Raw genomic sequence first — 14945 nt, 5'->3', positions numbered from 1 at the left:
CTCAATTAAAAAAGCCGATTCAATGGAATCGACCTAATTTCTTTCTTTATTTCTAGTTCTAATATTTGTTTAGCAAACTCACTAAGACAGTCTGGGAAATCGTCATAACGCGAGTATTCTACTCCTGCAAAGTCTTTAAGTTGTTCAATAGCTTCTTCATCAGATTCGTTAAAAATAATTCTACCCATATTCACATCACCGACTATAGTATTAATTTTGTCATCCTTATTTTTAGACTGGTGATTATTAATCCACTTAATTTTCCTGGACTTTAATTCTGGATCATTGCTGATCAACTCTTGAAGCCGAATAACATCCGCACCAGAATATACGTTCTTTTCTATAGATACCGCTGTAATGGATGGATATTTTTTCAACAACTTTAATGTGTGCTGCATATATTCGTCAAACTCGAATTTGTAAATTTCCCCTTTCCGTACATACCTAATATTGTTATAAGAGATACTCCCAACAATAAATGCATAATAATTTTTCTTACTCTGGACTTTATTACTTGTTCCAGCAGGGTCAATAACTAGCATTGTTTTAGTAAATTCATGAGATTCTATTTTTTCAGGAGTTTCCGTAATAATCGTAGTGAATTTTTTCTGTCCTTTGGAGTCTAATCTAGCCTGTACTTCCTGGTTGAATGATGCGGGGTTTGAGTAGTAGTCGAGTGCGTAGTCTAGGCAATCCCAATAGTCTGCCCATAATAAAGGATATTTCATTTCATCTTCATGCGAATAATAAAATTCCTTTGCTGTATCTAACCTATTTTCGTCATTTTTATTTTGTAGTAGTTTCTTGAATTCCAACCACAGTCCTTCATTAAATAAGGCATCCACATCATCAACGAGTACGCCCTTTTCTAATCTAAACTTCCACGTAGGATCTTTATATAATCTAGAGTAAAAGTCTTCTGGGTGCTGTAAGGTTCCTAGTCCAATCATATGACTCTGACGAACAATTTTTCCATTTACCTTTTTAGGTTTCTGCATAGCTTTTGTAGCGTCATCTGAAAACCTTTTCCATTTTTCTTCACGAGCTTTTTCTGTTCTAACATCATCGTCATCCTGAAAATCATCTAAAATCAATAATTCAACACGGACATTTTGTGGGTTTTTACGTCCCCTCATAGGTGATGTACTTGATATACTTTCTACCATTGTTTGATTAGTAAATTCAATCACTTCACTATTATTTATAAATGCCCGATTAGATGGGTCAATTAATTTTCCAAATGAGTATTCTATGTAAATATTATTTAAAATGGCATCTTTAATTTGTTTGATAAATTTCTTTGCTGTATTACCGATACTCGATCCTACCAAGGTATACCGCTTTAATCCATATGCATGAGCCCAAACTACTGGTGCTAAGTTTCCGGCTACAGATTTCCCTAATCCACGTGGACATATATAACCTTGTCTATTGTGAGTATTTCTAAGAATCATATCTTCAATGTCCTGCCAAATTTGCAAATGGATTGGAGCTAATGGAGCACAATCTTCATCATTTACAAATACATCTTGAAGGAAATAATAACAAAAGAATTCAAGTGATCTCTTACCTAAACTATATGCAAGGCCTTCAAACCCGAATAGATTATTTTCGTATTTATTCATTAGGTATCGCTGTTTTCTCAAGGCATCCTTAGAGGGATAGCCTTTTTTTATGTAGTCCTTATATAGATACTCACGTAACAAATCACGGTTCCTTTTTGTATCTATTAATGCTATCTGTGATTGATCCATTTTTCACCTCCGAAAAAAATATTATAAAAAATATGTGAACCTTGTTTCCCCAAAATTCTCCCATATACAAAGAGAATGGGGGGGTAGCAGAGTCGAGGGCTGTAAGTATGCTAAGCACTAACGCACCTGTATCGTACTATATGACGCTCTAATAGAGTGTGAATATTTAAAAGTTCATCTCAAATTATTGATATTAGTTAACTTCTTTATACTTTTGCTGTTTATATAGACTGTGTTTGTAAAGGTATACCTTTAAGGTAATGAATTTAAGCTTAAAAGAGCCTATTTGTTACGTTTGTAAACACCTAAATTCCATTTATAAGCGTTTATATATTTACCTTTACCTTTACAAACACTCATGTTATAATAAATATATACCAAAGGGGGAGATCATTACCATGACAACTAAACGATTCGGTTACATTCGAGTAAGTTCCAAAGATCAAAACATCGACCGCCAACTTACTGAAATGCTTGCTTTAGACATTGATGAAAGAGATATATTTATCGATAAAGAATCAGGTAAGGACTTCAATAGAAGTGAGTATCAAGCATTAAAAGGAAGGTTAAGAGAAGGAGATATGTTGTACATTAAGTCTATTGATCGCTTTGGGCGTGACTCGAAGGACATTAAGCGTGAATGGGAAGCCATTACACAGGATATTAAGGCAGATATTAAGGTTCTTGATATGCCATTACTTGATACAACGCAGTATAAAGATACACTGGGAACATTCGTAAGCGACCTAGTACTACAGGTTCTAGCCTTTGTAGCTCAAAGGGAACGTGAAGATATAAATAAGAGGCAGAAAGAAGGAATTGCTGCTGCTAAAGCACAAGGAAAGCACTTAGGAAGGCCTGTTATTGGATACAATACAATGGATAAGAAACAGTTAGAAGACATCCATACTTACTATCCACAATGGAAACAAGGGGCAATGACAGCGGTTCAGTTCATGGGTGAGTTAAAGCTAAAGAAGAATACATTTTATAAGGTTATAAAAGAATATGAAGCAACGTTAATTGAAGCCTAACTACTTAAATGTAGCGAGGCTTTTTATTCGTCTTTATTCTCTTCGTTATCCCCTGCCAACATACGCTGTTCAAACTCTTCATCTTCCATCTCAAGTATATCTTTAGGTGCATTGCTGCTGTTGTCTGTTATAGATGTATTTAATTGGACATTGCTTGTAGGCTTACCTAGTGCGTTATGTATAAACTCACGGCTTGCTTTAAGAGCTATACCCTCGTCATTGGATCTCATTAGCTTGCTTAGTGTAGTGACTGCCTCCTCTAGATTATTAAGAAAGTATGAGCGTGCCATATTTTTTTTCTCCTGCTTAAATCTGTCAACGGCCTCTATATATTCTTTCTTCTTTCTGTACGTATAAATTGTTTGTCGACTTACCCCAATCCTTTTTGCAATTGTAGTTACATCCATGCCACCATAGGCTTCTAAGATAGCAGCTTCTTCTTGCTTAGCATTAAGTCCAAACTCACTTAACTCATTATTCAACTATTATGCCCCCTTTACAATTTGACATGGATACTCTTCACAATCAACAATTCTAACCGCCTTTTTCATGTTGTCATTGTCATAATAAAAACCTTCCATTTCTAATTTATTTTAGCTAACACAAAAAGCACTCAACCCAATCAGGTTTAGTGCTTTTTATATTTATAAACTTAATGTTTACTCTCAAATAATCTTGCATTATTAGGATTAGGTAATTCTAATTTGTGTTTAACCTTCTCCATTAATCTCATCCTCGTTTGTATTCCATCATAGCTTCTATTATTTAGCCAACCACAGTTAAGAAGTTTTTCAACACAAAGAGTATTGCATCCGTAATAGGCCATATAAGAGAGTAAGTGTAGATTTTCTGCTTCGCTCCAAGGTACACTTGCTTGCTTTTCGTTTTCCATAATCCAAACCTCCTAGTTTAAAATACCTACTAATAGTCTATAACTAGTTGAGTGGATTTAGAAAGAATTATTTTATTTAAAAGAAAAAGACCCCACTGATTAAAGTGTGGGTCTTTATTTACTTATATAACTTATTAAAATCAATTGGTCTAACAACTATATAACCATCATCTAAATTTTCAATAGCAAAGTTATCCCGCATATCTATTGCTTTATCTTTTATTAATCTTTCATGTAAAGTTTCTAAGGGGAAGGGATTATGATCATTCTTCGACTTCTTGAATTTAATTTTAATAGCCATAACCAAGTCCTCCTTTCCAATTAGATTTATAAATTGAGCAATTTTTCTAAGGATTTTAAAGCTTTTTCCTTAGTAGGATATCCGTTTGTATTCCATTTAGTGACTTTATTTTTTTTACCATCTAAAGTTCTAATTCTATATCCTTCTGTTTTCCAATTAGACCGACCTTCACTTAAAAGGACAATTTTTGATTTATGGGTGACTTCATCTCTGACCCACTCCGAATGTTCGTTCGTAACCCTATTATATACCCAATCAAGATTATCCTCAAGTAATGCGATATCATTCATCATTTCAATAACAGATTCATACCTTGATGTTTCTTCTAATGATAAAGCCTTCTGTATAACCGCCCTTAACTTAATAGGAATGTGAGGTAAAAAAGATTCCTTCTTAGGGAATGCGTTATTTGCAATTGCACTTGCTAGTTCCATGGAATTTGTAATATTTAATTCCTGTAGCTGTTTTGTAAAGTAATCGTTACCATTACACATACGGTAAATTGTTAAGCCAGATTGGTAAATATCCGAAAAAATAGAATTCCTACCATGTATATATGTTTCAGGTGGAACATGTAAAGGATAAGACTTTTTAGGGTTGGCAAAACCGTTCTCATTAAGGTATTTCGAAAGACCGAAATCAGTAAGTACTGCTTTACCGGCATCATTTATTAAAATATTCGTTGGCTTAATATCAAAATGCACTAAAAATTTTGAATGCATATAATTTAAACCTGACAGGAATTCTAAAGAATATTTAATTATTTCTCGGATCGTTAGGCACCTTTTTGCTAATAAAGAATTCAAAGACCCATTTTTATAAAAATCCATAACAATATAAACATTTTCAGGGTCCTGAGAAGCATATCGCACACCCATAATATTGGGATGACTGGAAGCATACAACATTTGGGCTTCATTAAAATATTCTTTAGTATTAGTAAATTCTTTAGACTTGTTTATTTTTTTTACTACAACTTCAGCATTTAATTGAGGATCAGAAGCTATATATACTTTAGAATTCCTGCCTTCTCCACCAATTTCTTTAAGTAATTTAAGTTGAACTACAGAATCTATAACTAACATGAAGCTACCTCCATTTGAAGCATTGAAGTAGCTGCTATGATGCATTCACGTTCTTCTTTTTTGTACGATAACCAATTTTCAATTTCTAAAAAAATATCTTTTTCTTGAATGCAACTTTTTATATCTTCTCTTTTCATCTCTAACAACCCTGCCATTTTTACAATATTTAAAAGGTCATATTTCTCAATTGAACTATTTGCAAATAGTTCTTGAAATACACCCTCTATATGCATACGGAAAACTATTTGATTCTTTGCGACTGTTTCCGTCACCCTTAACCCTGCTAATTTTATATTATATTGCATAACAATCGCTAAAAAGTTTGTTCTTATAAATGCAAGTTGCTCAGGTACTTCTAACGCAGAAGGTATAACCAAGTAGTGACTTTTAATAATTTCAAGTTCAGAATTGTCATCTAACTTTACAACAGCATAAAAAATTTTACCTTTTTTTAATTTTTCAGGTACAGATACTCTAATTCCAAGAGAATACATAATAACAACCTCCCAATCTCTCGATATTTTACCATATTTAAAGATTAATAGGAGGTATTAACTGTTGTTATTATATTATGTATAATTTATAGGTAATTAGTTTTAATCACTCTGAAAGTATATTTAACGCAAGCGTTTTTGCGTATAGTTGTTATATATAGTATAATTTACCTATCAATAATAAAAGGGGAATTTTATGAATATCAAATACACATCTAAATACCTAATTGTAATCGCGCTTATTTTTTCGATATTTTCATTCAGCACATCATCTACACAAGCAGCATCAAATGAAACAAAGTATGTGGATATTACTTCTGGCACATTGACCGTAAGAAGTGGCCCTGGAACAAACTTTAAAAAGGTTGGGGCGTTGAAGAAGTATAAAAAGGTAACTGTTTATAATACTAAAAGTGGCTGGTCAGAGATAAAATACAATAAGAAGAAAGCATATGTTTCAAGCAAGTATCTTGTAAATGTATATCTTAAAAATAGTCGAGGAACTTATACAATCAAAGACTCTAAGGGTAGTAAATACAAAGTTTATATGATCGCTAAAAATGAACAAAAAGCTAAAGCTGTATTTTATAGCGATGGATGGAATATTACTTGGGCAGGAGCTGCTGAAGGAGACACTCTTTATAAAGGTGACTACAAGTTGTATCTACGTAAAAATGGATCTAATAAAATCACTTATACTGGAAATCAAAAGAAAGACTTTATATACAATAAAACTAGACATATGATCTATTCAGTCCCTTCTAAGTATAAAGGACAGCCTGATATATATGCTATAGCCGAAGTTATGTCTTCTAATTTCGAAGAAGCACAGTTATATATAGTTAAGGATGGCAAGTTGAAAAAGGTTAGTACAATTGAATACACTCAGAGACTAAAAATTACTGGCAAAAATACTTATCAAATAGCTTCTTATGATAATTCCGTTGGCCAATGGTATATAGACTCTTTAAAACTTGATACAGGCAAAAGTAAATTTAAATACATTAAAACTAATAAAGTTAATACTATAAACAGCTGGAGAAAAGATTGGAAATAGTAATTTGAGAGGGCTGAGAAGCCTTCTTTTTTATTCATCTAATTCACCGGATGGAGATTGAGTAATTTAGATGAAGGGGATAAGTTTATGTATGACGCAGAAGAGATTCTATTGATTAACCAAAGATTCCATTCTTTTCGTCTTCAAAATCCCTTAGATTATAAATGGGAAGTTGTAGAGATGTCATTGCGGTGTGCTATAAATTTCGATACTAATTAATGTTGTATCCTTATGTAATCCTGTAAATTCAGTATCAAAGAATATATTCATTACTCACCTTTTAGAATTTCATTCGCCTTATATTGAATATATAAATCCTTAATTTCCGTGAGACACATTTTATTCATTACAAATTCATAATCGTAGCCGGTTAGCTCCATAATCTTACCAACAATTTTATTCAATTCTTTAAAATCCACTTTTCTTCCCCCTCATTATGAAATCCTGTATTCGTCCATCCATTGCTTCACATTTTTTCGTTGGACGTTGTATTGATTAGCAATCTCCACAAGTTGCATATTCTCAACCATATTTTTTAATTCAGCTTTACTCGGTTTATCTTTTTTATTATTTATTTTGTAATCCGCTTTACAATCACGGCCACAAAAATCTTTATCTTTTAATAAGTATTTAAAGCAATTATTGCATTGATAAACATGATGACCTTCAGTTGCATGTTCTTTAATTAGATCTTCCATTTTGAAGTAATCCAATAACCTGTGTAACTTCATATGTTGACTCTGCGGCATTACCATAAGATTTTGAATCCTATTATCAAGAGGGTTAAAGTTAAAATGATGAACAATTTCATCCTCTCTTAGTTCTCTTCCTAACATTAATTCTGCAATTATATGGTGCTCATACACATACCCCACACTTCCACCACTTTTTATTGCTCTCTTATGATCTGGTTTATATATTGCTATGTATCCATTAAATTCCCATTTATTGTTCTTCATTTTTACACTCCTATATTTCCAAGAAAAGCATTTCTTACTTACTATTAATTTTTTGATCTTAATGACAGGCATCGAACCTGCACTAATATTCTTTATCATATAATGCATAATGAATATTACACTCAACCGGTGAGCAACATTAAGAAAATAACCGATATCACTATCGGATGAAAGTATTGTTAAATTACTTAATATCTTTTTGTAAAGTTTTAACTACCTTTAAAATATCTTTTTCTACGTCGATTCCTTGACGTTTAATTTCAACTAAAGTATTTAAATATTTAAGTGTTAACTCGTTATTAGCTTTCATTTATATTTCCTCTTTTCCATTTTAATTTTATTTTATTTGCATTACTCTTTTTAGACTGTAGCGAGGGGATAATCCGGGGATCTTATTACGAAGTAATTTAGTCTTCCTTTTCTGGAATGTTTTCTACTTCCTGTTTCGCATCTTTTTTCAACAACACTTTCACATATTGAGCTGTAATAAATTTATTCTCATTCACAAATTGAAATGCAGCAGCATTCAATCCATATTTGTCTGCTACGTATGCCCTTAAAACCCTAGTTAACTCTCTTTTACCAATCGATAAATGCATCTTATAGCTCCTCTTTATTATTTCTCTTTTTAAAAACTGCAATTAAATCCTTTAATTTAGACTTTTCATAATATGTTGGGTATGTAACCGGTCTATCCTCTAGCTTGGCAATTGCATACTCCAAGCCTCGTTTAAAAAAGTAATCTTCCTTAGATTTAATTTCCAAATCGTCAGAATAATTAATGAGTCTATGTAATCTTTGGTTTAATAGCTGGTGTCCTAGATTTCTCCCCATTTTGCGCTCCTTTTTGATTAAAGATATCTATTAGCTTAATATCTCGTGACTCACATAATTTACATTTTTCAATCTCAGCTTTTGATACATAGAAACAATAGTTACAGTACTGATGTATCATTATTATTTACTCCTGATAAAAGGATATCTTTATAAACCAATTTATTTAGACCTAACTCTAGCTTCACAGTATCTTGCTTTATCCTCTCGCTAGCTTCTTGGACATCTAAAATACGTTCATAGACAGCCTTAATGGACTCTTCAGGAAATGCTAGCAGTAGCGATTTATAAATAGGTGATTCAATAATTGATTGAAATTCATCGTAAATACGATAAGCAGTCTTACTTGTAGTAAATTTTATATTAGTAAAATGTTTTAACATAAAATATCCAATAACATCATGCTCATACTTTTCTTCGATTGTTATTTTTTCGGTTGCTGCTTTTTTATAAAATCCAATTAAATCATCCACCAACATCACTACTTTTGAAGGTTTAAAAAAGGGAACTACCTTGACTACATGCTTAACTCCATTTACATAAACATTTACATCAACTTTAACTTTATATATATCATTTTCTTTTTTAATATCCGAAATTTTCAAACTGGTCATTTTATCTATCTCCTTTTTTGATCCATACAAATTAGGTTGAGGCTTTCCAGACCTCAACCATTTGTATAAAATTACAACTAAAATTCAGGAGGATTGGCACGAAATGAATAAAGTATCGTATTGCCTATCCATCAATCATTTTTTTTAAAGTGGCATGACTAACATTGGCACCTATCTCATGGTAGGCGATAACCACTACAAATCTAATCTTTAACTTTCACTTTAACTACTTTGTATTCAAATTCATCGTGTGATCGAATGAACTCAGCTGCTGCGATTTCTTTTTCACGACTCATGTTACCTTTTAACCTAAACCATTTACTAATGTGCGATTCGCTAATTAAAAGGTGTTCGGCAATAGCTTTATTCGTTATTTCTTTTCTGTTTTTTTCTTCGCGTAGTAGGAAGATTTCTTTTCTTTCCAATGTTCCTCCCCCCCTTTGTCAATAAAATTCGTGAAATTATATACTAAATAAATTGCCTTATGAACAATAAAAATAGACAGCCCAATGACTGTCTATCAGATTTTGGATGTTTGATAAGAAGTGAAGGGAGTTTTTATATTCCCTTATATAGTATAGAAGGATAATTACCTAATATATCCAAATGTAGTGTAAAATGGTTAACTTATTATTATAACAATATTCTATGTATTATATCAACTTATTTTTCTTTTTTTCTTAATATATTTTGCTTCACATTTCCGACATACGGACTTGAATCCATCCGATACGTTCCTCTGATCCTTTCCAAAGTTATTTTTACTTACAAACTTTTCTTCTCTACACCGTGTACATTTTTTCATTCCTAAACCACTTTCCATGTCTGCGTATGTATCACCAATATTTTTCGCAATCCTATTTTTTATTACATTTTTTAATTTTCCTACCGTATAATTTTCATTATATTTGTGATTTATAAATTCGATAATCTTCGGGTATGGATTACCTTCCTCTCCTACAGCGCCATAAACATCAATATCTTCATGTTCCCCGATAATCAACTTAATAATGTCTTCATCTTCATTGGATAAATCAGCATGTTGGATTGCATCTTTTAGTTCATCTTTAACAATTTGAAATGTCGATTCGGGTTTATTACTATATTTCTCTTTGATCAATTTGTACAAAGGAAAATATTTACGTATGCTATCATCGTATTGGACTGTTAAAAGGCTATTAATATGATTAGGGTCGGAGAGATTTATTAAGCCTAATACAAAGCTTTCAGCTGCGTTTGAGTCATATTGTGCTACAATAACTTGCTTTGATTTTTTACTCATTACAGGTTTCCTTAAGATATCATTAATCCTCACAATATCTGTTCCTAACTGGTTGTACATTTTATTTAGCAATAAATAACGTTGCTGCGGGCTATAAATTGACTCATCCTTGCTAAAATGTTTAATCCAATTGCTTTTCAAAATTTTCTTTTCATCTTTATCTAACTGATTACTAAACCCATACAATAAACCAAAATTTAAATGGTAATTATATTGCTCTTTCAATTCATCAAATTTATCTAGATTTTCTAGTACATTTTTATCCCTCAACTCTCTATACTTATCTTTACTCAATCCGTTAATTACGTTTGATCCATCAACATACTTTTCCAGTAAATCTATGTTAATTTCTAACCCTCTCACAGCTTCCATTGACTCTTCATCGAAAGATTCATCAATTCCTACTATTCTATTACTAAACGCTTGCCTTTTAATGGCCTCATCGGATAGTAAGCCATAGTCTTTAGCATGTTCCTGTATAAGGTACCAGGCGATATCGGATATAGTTAAAGCAAAATAACTATCACTATATAATGGTGATTGACTTCGAAGCGCACCGTTATACAATCCAAATTTCCAATGATCAATGTAGTCTTGAATGTAACTAAATAAAGGATGATTGATCATTTCTGTCAGAATATTAACCCTTTGAGCATTATCAAACTCTTTATTTAGCTCTCCTTTTAAAATTGAAAATGCCATTTTGTAATAATCGTTCATTTTGGCAGACTTTAAATTTTGCAATACCTTCCTTTCGGAAGATGTAAGAGTCCCTTTTGATTCTAAATAATCTACAAACCTATTATGCTTATTCTTCATTTCCTGTATATTTAACTTTAATTTTACTTTTTCATCTGTCATTTTATTTCCTCCATTTTATCGATATGTATTATTTATATATGGTGATAATATATACTTGCTTAAGAACTAGGTATTTTCTAACCTCTGCAGGAAATGGTGAAATTATAACAATGTAAATCACCACTCCCCATTCTGATAAAAGGTGGCTTTAATCATTAATAACTAACCTACTTAAAGCACCCTTTGAATAATAGAAAACCACGATAAACTATCGAATTACTCATATGTGAGAGGTAGAAGATTCTAACGAATCTTCTGAATATTATTCTTTTAACTTTTCTACTAACTATTATGTATACTCTTCTATTAACTATTATTAATACTATTATAGTAACTCTTATAGTCGAGGGCCGATACCCTTTAAACCCAATGGTACCAACAGGTTTGGAAGCTTGATAAAAAACTCAGTTCCATATTTAGAAAGGCATTTCCCATTCTTCATCATCCATTTCCTGTTTAGGGTACTTCATTTCCTGTTTAGGTAAATCAACTTCCGTTTCTGCATAATCCATTTCCTGTTTATCTAAACTCATTTCCTCTTTTTCAAAACTCATTTCCTGTTTACCGAAATTCATTTCCTTCATTTTTGCAGTGTTATATCTAGGTAAATATCTTGAAGCTGGTTCCTCTCCCTTTAAAATCTGCAATTCATAATTATTGGGACGTATTTCTTCAAGCAGTGGGACACCATCTTTTTTTGTATTAAGCAGTTTTTCTATGTGGGTATGTACAGTTTTAACTAACTTATAATTTAATGTCTCTGCGATAGTACTTAAACGCCACCACATTTGGCCTTCATCTTTTGTTCCATATTTATAGGATTTAAGGAGAAACAGGTAAGTTAAGAATTCAGTTCTACTTAACACTCCCTCAGTTAATAATTCAAAGTCATCTATAGATACCATGAAAAATTGAACAGGTAAGAGTTTGTCATCTTTAGATTTCTTGTAATTAGGGATATAATTTGTGTACCAGTGGCGACTGTGAATTGAACCTTTTATGGTAGGTAAGTATGCTGAATGCATCTTAGGGGTAATTAAATTTACGGATCTCTCATCTACAATAGTAATTCGGTCTTCAGCAGAACTATATTTTCCATTAGTCGTTCCTTCAAAGCTTTCTAAACGATTGAGCGCTACCTTTATTTGTTTTGAGCTACAACCTATGTAATCGGCAAACTCTTTATAATTTAGTGTAAATTTATTTATCATCATGAATTGAAGAAAAATATAGACCACTACTTCAAGCTCAGTGATTTTAGTTTCTCCCATCTCCCATGTTGTAATTGTTTTCCCTGGATTATCAGGATCATTTATCCTTACTGGGACTAAACCTTTTATAGACTCCTTTGTGAACAATTCATCAAACAAACCATTATGTATAAATGTGTATCGCATACCGTTATCCTCTATAATTTTCTTAATTGCATCTTTACCTTTCAATATAGTTCTTTTTTGTCTAGTGCTCATTTAATATCTCCTTTGTATAATTGGTTAAATGGGTAATTGCTTATCTTATAACTGGGCATGTTCTTTCATAATTTCTTCAATCTCAGGTATCCTTGGATAAACCCAAAACCTTCTATCTGATAGGCTGTATGCCGACAGCAGAAATGTATAACCATCCTTCTTAATCTTTTTGCTTAATACTGCATCATATATAAAAATCAGATCATTCTTAGTAACCACAATTCATTCCTCCGTTATTCTAAAAAATATGTATTCTTCTTACCAATCGATTTCAAGCAACATTAACAGTCGATAGTATTTACTTCGATTAAGCTCTGCCTTCCCATTTAAATAGCGTCCTAATGAATTAGGATCTAACCCTATGCTTCTTGCGACATAAGACTGGGTAAACCCCATTGATTTAATAATCTTTTTACATTGTGCACCGGTCATAAAATTACCTCGTCCCTCCTTTCAAAAAAATAATTGACTATCTTCTATCAAACTGATAAACTATGATTTATAGAAAGTCAAAGCACACCAAACTAATCTATATCAATTAAATATAGGAAAAGTAGACAAATCTGGAAATATTAATCAGACTTGTCATTTTGTCGTGTTTAGCTTTCTTTTTTTATATTGTAGCCGTATTTTTCCATTTGGCAAACAAAGTAGAGAAATTATTTTGTGAATTTATTCATGACGGTATCTAAATGTAGGCTCGAACCTACACTATTCCTCCAGGCTATATTTATCAATGCCATCCTTTTGGTTAAAAGTAATTATACTCATATAGCTCATCCTTAGCGAAGGTCATAAATACCCTTTTCGAAAAGTTGAACAGGGTGGATCGAAAAAACACAGCATTTGGAAAACCTAGACAAAGGGCATTATTCAATAAATTATAAAATAGGACTGGTTTTAATCAGTCTTTTTTCTTTGCGCTTTATCAAAATATTTATTGAATAATGACCTTAAACTTGTTCCATGCTAAAATAAAAATAAGAGTGTATAAAGGTTTGGGAGTCTCAGGAGGCTCTTAAAGATGACAGGAAGTATTAAAAAGAATCAAAATACAAAGAAGTGGGATTTGGTATTTGATGCAGGAAATGACCCTTTAACCGGAAAACGTAGGCAAATTAAACGTAGAGGTTTTCTTACTAAACAAGAAGCGCTAGACGCAATGACGTTATTAAAATCAGAGGTCTTACAAGATGAGTTTACTGACTTATCATCCTTAAGTTTAGCAAAGTTTATGGATGAGTGGTTTATTGAACGTAAAATACAATTACAATCAAGCACTTACGAGACACATTATATTTACTTTAGAACGGTAATAAAGCCTCGTCTAGGGCATTTTAAACTACAGAAACTAAGCCCTATAATAGTGCAAAATTTTATAAATAATCTCGTTCAAGAAGGTAACTACTCTGAGAACACAATCCATCTAATATTTCGTGTCTTAAGTGCAGCATTAAAAAAAGCAACTATTATTAGACTGATTAAGTCCAATCCTACCATAGGCATTACATTACCTAAAATCAGAAAGAAAGAACTCGCAATATGGTCTCTTGAACAGATCAATTATTTTATTGCAGCATCTAAACAGACTAAACGATTGACACGTTGTTTTGTAGGTTTCCTGATCGGTTTCCTTTGTGGATGCCGCGAAGGGGAAATAATGGCACTTAGGTGGAAAGATTTAGACTTTTCCAGTAACACCCTATATATACGTCAAACTTTGACTCAAAAGGCTGTTATTAAGGCAGGAGCTAAAAATAATTCCAGTGTGAGATCAGTTAGTATTCCTGAAAAACTAATACCTGAACTTTTACGTCACCAACAAATGATCAATGAAGAAAAAGCATTGTTAGGTGAGAAGTATGAAGATAATGATTTAATAATTTGTACAAGATACGGAAAGCCCATGATTCCACGAAATTTCAGGAAAGAGTTTTATAATTTAACGGATAAAGTTGGCTTACCTCGAATAAAATTTCATTCCTCTAGACATTCACACGCCACCCTTCTCATACAACAAAATGTGAATGTTAAATTAATATCTGAACGTCTTGGTCATTCCGATATTTCTACAACCCTTGATATTTACAGCCACGTTTCGAAAAACATGCAACAAAGCGTAGCAATTGAACTAGATAAAATACTGCAATTGTGACCAATTTCGTGACCAGCGTAACCTAATACTAGTTGTATCATAGGCTCAGCTACTCTTTTCCCCTTCATGCCCGAAGAAGGAATTGTCGAAGAAGGTGAACTGAAAATCCATCAGGCTTCACATGCCCGCTACTTCGAGGATTTCCTTAAGTTCG

At 32.3% G+C, this 14945-nt stretch carries 20 protein-coding genes and 1 pseudogene; 4 read left to right on the top strand and 17 right to left on the bottom strand.

Annotation, left to right across the window (positions count from 1 at the left end):
• Positions 1–5: 5 nt before the first annotated feature.
• On the bottom strand, positions 6–1754 hold the full coding sequence (locus ACIQXQ_RS20125; protein WP_402959728.1) for a hypothetical protein: 1749 nt from the start codon (positions 1752–1754) through the stop codon (positions 6–8).
• A 398-nt stretch (positions 1755–2152) separates the two neighbouring features.
• Between ACIQXQ_RS20125 and ACIQXQ_RS20120 the strand changes: the two genes are divergently transcribed.
• Positions 2153–2788, top strand: coding sequence for a recombinase family protein (locus ACIQXQ_RS20120; protein ID WP_402959726.1), 636 nt, complete (start codon positions 2153–2155; stop codon positions 2786–2788).
• 23 nt (positions 2789–2811) lie between these two features.
• Here the strand turns inward: ACIQXQ_RS20120 and ACIQXQ_RS20115 are convergent, their stop codons facing one another.
• From ACIQXQ_RS20115 to ACIQXQ_RS20095, 5 genes are all read right to left on the bottom strand, one after another.
• Entirely contained in the window at positions 2812–3270 is a 459-nt protein-coding gene (locus ACIQXQ_RS20115; RefSeq protein ID WP_402959724.1) for a phBC6A51 family helix-turn-helix protein, read from the bottom strand.
• A 170-nt stretch (positions 3271–3440) separates the two neighbouring features.
• Complete coding sequence (locus tag ACIQXQ_RS20110) at positions 3441–3680, bottom strand: hypothetical protein (RefSeq protein WP_402959722.1); 240 nt, start codon at positions 3678–3680, stop codon at positions 3441–3443.
• 118 nt (positions 3681–3798) lie between these two features.
• Positions 3799–3981: a hypothetical protein gene (locus ACIQXQ_RS20105; protein ID WP_402959720.1), complete on the bottom strand. Its 183-nt coding sequence runs from the start codon at positions 3979–3981 to the stop codon at positions 3799–3801.
• Between the two features lie 26 nt (positions 3982–4007).
• On the bottom strand, positions 4008–5066 hold the full coding sequence (locus ACIQXQ_RS20100) for a serine/threonine-protein kinase (RefSeq protein WP_402959718.1): 1059 nt from the start codon (positions 5064–5066) through the stop codon (positions 4008–4010).
• A complete protein-coding gene (locus ACIQXQ_RS20095; protein WP_402959716.1) occupies positions 5060–5560 on the bottom strand; it encodes a hypothetical protein in 501 nt (166 codons plus the stop codon). Before ACIQXQ_RS20095 ends, ACIQXQ_RS20100 begins: the two co-directional genes overlap by 7 nt.
• Before the next feature lie 196 nt (positions 5561–5756).
• Here ACIQXQ_RS20095 and ACIQXQ_RS20090 point away from each other — a divergent pair, with 196 nt between their 5' ends.
• A complete protein-coding gene (locus tag ACIQXQ_RS20090; protein WP_402959714.1) occupies positions 5757–6617 on the top strand; it encodes an SH3 domain-containing protein in 861 nt (286 codons plus the stop codon).
• A 269-nt stretch (positions 6618–6886) separates the two neighbouring features.
• Here ACIQXQ_RS20090 and ACIQXQ_RS20085 read toward each other — a convergent pair whose 3' ends face one another.
• The 11 genes from ACIQXQ_RS20085 to ACIQXQ_RS20035 form a co-directional block, all read right to left on the bottom strand.
• Positions 6887–7036: a hypothetical protein gene (locus ACIQXQ_RS20085; RefSeq protein WP_402959712.1), complete on the bottom strand. Its 150-nt coding sequence runs from the start codon at positions 7034–7036 to the stop codon at positions 6887–6889.
• A 15-nt stretch (positions 7037–7051) separates the two neighbouring features.
• Complete coding sequence (locus ACIQXQ_RS20080) at positions 7052–7576, bottom strand: HNH endonuclease (protein ID WP_402959710.1); 525 nt, start codon at positions 7574–7576, stop codon at positions 7052–7054.
• A 184-nt stretch (positions 7577–7760) separates the two neighbouring features.
• Complete coding sequence (locus ACIQXQ_RS20075) at positions 7761–7886, bottom strand: hypothetical protein (protein WP_402959708.1); 126 nt, start codon at positions 7884–7886, stop codon at positions 7761–7763.
• Between the two features lie 97 nt (positions 7887–7983).
• A complete protein-coding gene (locus ACIQXQ_RS20070) occupies positions 7984–8175 on the bottom strand; it encodes a hypothetical protein (RefSeq protein WP_402959706.1) in 192 nt (63 codons plus the stop codon).
• Position 8176: 1 nt separating this feature from the next.
• Positions 8177–8410, bottom strand: a complete 234-nt coding sequence (locus ACIQXQ_RS20065; protein WP_402959704.1) for a hypothetical protein — start codon at positions 8408–8410, stop codon at positions 8177–8179.
• 101 nt (positions 8411–8511) lie between these two features.
• Positions 8512–9024, bottom strand: coding sequence for a hypothetical protein (locus ACIQXQ_RS20060; RefSeq protein WP_402959702.1), 513 nt, complete (start codon positions 9022–9024; stop codon positions 8512–8514).
• Positions 9025–9227: 203 nt separating this feature from the next.
• Positions 9228–9449, bottom strand: a complete 222-nt coding sequence (locus ACIQXQ_RS20055; protein ID WP_402959700.1) for a hypothetical protein — start codon at positions 9447–9449, stop codon at positions 9228–9230.
• 233 nt (positions 9450–9682) lie between these two features.
• The gene (locus ACIQXQ_RS20050; RefSeq protein WP_402959698.1) at positions 9683–11167 is read right to left on the bottom strand and encodes a hypothetical protein; all 1485 of its coding nucleotides are present in this window, start codon (positions 11165–11167) and stop codon (positions 9683–9685) included.
• 416 nt (positions 11168–11583) lie between these two features.
• On the bottom strand, positions 11584–12636 hold the full coding sequence (locus ACIQXQ_RS20045; RefSeq protein WP_402959696.1) for a hypothetical protein: 1053 nt from the start codon (positions 12634–12636) through the stop codon (positions 11584–11586).
• A gap of 45 nt (positions 12637–12681) precedes the next feature.
• Complete coding sequence (locus tag ACIQXQ_RS20040) at positions 12682–12855, bottom strand: hypothetical protein (protein ID WP_402959694.1); 174 nt, start codon at positions 12853–12855, stop codon at positions 12682–12684.
• A 39-nt stretch (positions 12856–12894) separates the two neighbouring features.
• Positions 12895–13068, bottom strand: a complete 174-nt coding sequence (locus tag ACIQXQ_RS20035; protein WP_402959692.1) for a helix-turn-helix domain-containing protein — start codon at positions 13066–13068, stop codon at positions 12895–12897.
• Between the two features lie 592 nt (positions 13069–13660).
• Between ACIQXQ_RS20035 and ACIQXQ_RS20030 the strand changes: the two genes are divergently transcribed.
• A complete protein-coding gene (locus tag ACIQXQ_RS20030; RefSeq protein WP_402959690.1) occupies positions 13661–14791 on the top strand; it encodes a site-specific integrase in 1131 nt (376 codons plus the stop codon).
• A 57-nt stretch (positions 14792–14848) separates the two neighbouring features.
• Positions 14849–14945 (top strand): annotated as a pseudogene (locus tag ACIQXQ_RS20025) (DUF3900 domain-containing protein); the annotation flags it as partial.

The sequence above is a fragment of the Peribacillus sp. NPDC097198 genome (assembly GCF_044762055.1).
In the GTDB taxonomy this organism is placed as follows: Bacteria; Bacillota; Bacilli; order Bacillales; family DSM-1321; genus Peribacillus.
Note: the sequence above shows the minus strand (reverse complement) of the source record. Positions and strands in the feature narration are given on the sequence as shown.

What these genes read in the sequence shown, in the direction of transcription:
- ACIQXQ_RS20050 (WP_402959698.1), bottom strand. Translation starts at nt 11,167, where the DNA reads ATGACAGATGAAAAAGTAAAATTAAAGTTAAATATACAGGAAATGAAG.
- ACIQXQ_RS20125 (WP_402959728.1), bottom strand. Translation starts at nt 1,754, where the DNA reads ATGGATCAATCACAGATAGCATTAATAGATACAAAAAGGAACCGTGAT.
- ACIQXQ_RS20095 (WP_402959716.1), bottom strand. Translation starts at nt 5,560, where the DNA reads ATGTATTCTCTTGGAATTAGAGTATCTGTACCTGAAAAATTAAAAAAA.
- ACIQXQ_RS20110 (WP_402959722.1), bottom strand. Translation starts at nt 3,680, where the DNA reads ATGGAAAACGAAAAGCAAGCAAGTGTACCTTGGAGCGAAGCAGAAAAT.
- ACIQXQ_RS20070 (WP_402959706.1), bottom strand. Translation starts at nt 8,175, where the DNA reads ATGCATTTATCGATTGGTAAAAGAGAGTTAACTAGGGTTTTAAGGGCA.
- ACIQXQ_RS20120 (WP_402959726.1), top strand. Translation starts at nt 2,153, where the DNA reads ATGACAACTAAACGATTCGGTTACATTCGAGTAAGTTCCAAAGATCAA.
- ACIQXQ_RS20105 (WP_402959720.1), bottom strand. Translation starts at nt 3,981, where the DNA reads ATGGCTATTAAAATTAAATTCAAGAAGTCGAAGAATGATCATAATCCC.
- ACIQXQ_RS20075 (WP_402959708.1), bottom strand. Translation starts at nt 7,886, where the DNA reads ATGAAAGCTAATAACGAGTTAACACTTAAATATTTAAATACTTTAGTT.
- ACIQXQ_RS20030 (WP_402959690.1), top strand. Translation starts at nt 13,661, where the DNA reads ATGACAGGAAGTATTAAAAAGAATCAAAATACAAAGAAGTGGGATTTG.
- ACIQXQ_RS20090 (WP_402959714.1), top strand. Translation starts at nt 5,757, where the DNA reads ATGAATATCAAATACACATCTAAATACCTAATTGTAATCGCGCTTATT.
- ACIQXQ_RS20035 (WP_402959692.1), bottom strand. Translation starts at nt 13,068, where the DNA reads ATGACCGGTGCACAATGTAAAAAGATTATTAAATCAATGGGGTTTACC.
- ACIQXQ_RS20080 (WP_402959710.1), bottom strand. Translation starts at nt 7,576, where the DNA reads ATGAAGAACAATAAATGGGAATTTAATGGATACATAGCAATATATAAA.
- ACIQXQ_RS20045 (WP_402959696.1), bottom strand. Translation starts at nt 12,636, where the DNA reads ATGAGCACTAGACAAAAAAGAACTATATTGAAAGGTAAAGATGCAATT.
- ACIQXQ_RS20065 (WP_402959704.1), bottom strand. Translation starts at nt 8,410, where the DNA reads ATGGGGAGAAATCTAGGACACCAGCTATTAAACCAAAGATTACATAGA.
- ACIQXQ_RS20100 (WP_402959718.1), bottom strand. Translation starts at nt 5,066, where the DNA reads ATGTTAGTTATAGATTCTGTAGTTCAACTTAAATTACTTAAAGAAATT.
- ACIQXQ_RS20060 (WP_402959702.1), bottom strand. Translation starts at nt 9,024, where the DNA reads ATGACCAGTTTGAAAATTTCGGATATTAAAAAAGAAAATGATATATAT.